The following is a 1,167-nucleotide window of genomic DNA, read 5'->3' as shown; positions in this document are numbered from 1 at the left end:
ACAGCAATGCCCGGTGCCGCCGCAGCCGGTGCTTCCTCGGCCGGCACGCCGGCAACCACGTCCGCCGATACCACGGGCACCGTCTCGCCGGGCGGCGGCCAGACGGCAAGTTCGGCCACCAAGATCGATGTCCCGGCCGATATCGGTCCGGTGGCGCTGCACGACGCGGCCGCAGGCGGTGACGCCAAGGCGCTGTTCGAGATCGGCTCGCGCTACGCGGAATCGCGCGGCGTCAAGGAAGACATGGCGGCGGCCGCCAAATGGTATGAGAAATCCGCCGAACTGGGCTTCGCACCGGCCGAATACCGCATCGGCAATTTTTACGAGAAGGGCATCGGCGTCGCGCGCGACATCAAGAAAGCCAAGACCTATTACCAACTCGCGGCGGAACAGGGCAACGCCAGCGCCATGCACAATCTGGCGGTTCTGTTCGCGATGGCGGCGGACGGCGTGACCGACAATGAGTCGGCGGCGCACTGGTTCCAGGAGGCGGCCGGCCTCGGCGTCAAGGACAGCCAGTTCAATCTCGGCATCCTTTCGGCCAAGGGCGTCGGCATGAAGCAGAACCTGGAGGAATCCTACAAATGGTTCGCTCTCGTCGCCAAGACCGGCGACAAGGACGCTGCGGCCAAACGCGACGAGATCGCCAATGCGCTCAGGCCCGAGCAGCTCGAGCGGGCGCGCGCCGCCACGGACCTGTGGAAGGCCAAGCCGCTCAACGCGGCCAGCAACTCGGCCGACATTCCGGAATCCTGGCAGGACAGCACGCCGCAGACCACCGCCGGCATCGACATGAAGAAGGCGGTGAAGAACATCCAGCTGATCCTCAATAAGAACGGCTATGATGCCGGCGGCGCCGACGGCGTTATGGGCGACAAGACCAAGAACGCGATCATGGCCTTTCAGACCGACAACAAGATGAAGCCGACCGGCGAGATCGACGCGCCACTCGTCAAGGCGCTGCTTGCGCACAAATAACGGCAGGCGCGTCGCTTCCGCGACGGCTTGCCACAGATTTGCCTGTTAACTGATTGAGACGGTTTTCGTTTCGGCGCGGCGCCGGGGTTTGACCCCGGCGCCGCGCCGCGCAAGAAAAAATTGGCTTTTCGGTGCGAAACTGCCGGGGACGGCGGCATTCGCCGACAGGCAAACTGATCGAGACAGACG

At 64.4% G+C, this 1,167-nt stretch carries 1 protein-coding gene; it reads left to right on the top strand.

The genetic code is table 11. The features are described from left to right. Window positions 1-978, top strand: a 978-nt coding sequence (locus tag EOA60_RS33935) for an SEL1-like repeat protein (protein ID WP_164899806.1), incomplete at its 5' end; no start/stop codon positions are given. Between the last annotated feature and the right edge of the window lie 189 nt (window positions 979-1,167).

Source organism: Mesorhizobium sp. M1A.F.Ca.IN.020.06.1.1, from assembly GCF_004023265.1.
Taxonomy (GTDB): Bacteria; Pseudomonadota; Alphaproteobacteria; order Rhizobiales; family Rhizobiaceae; genus Mesorhizobium.
Note: the sequence above shows the minus strand (reverse complement) of the source record. Positions and strands in the feature narration are given on the sequence as shown.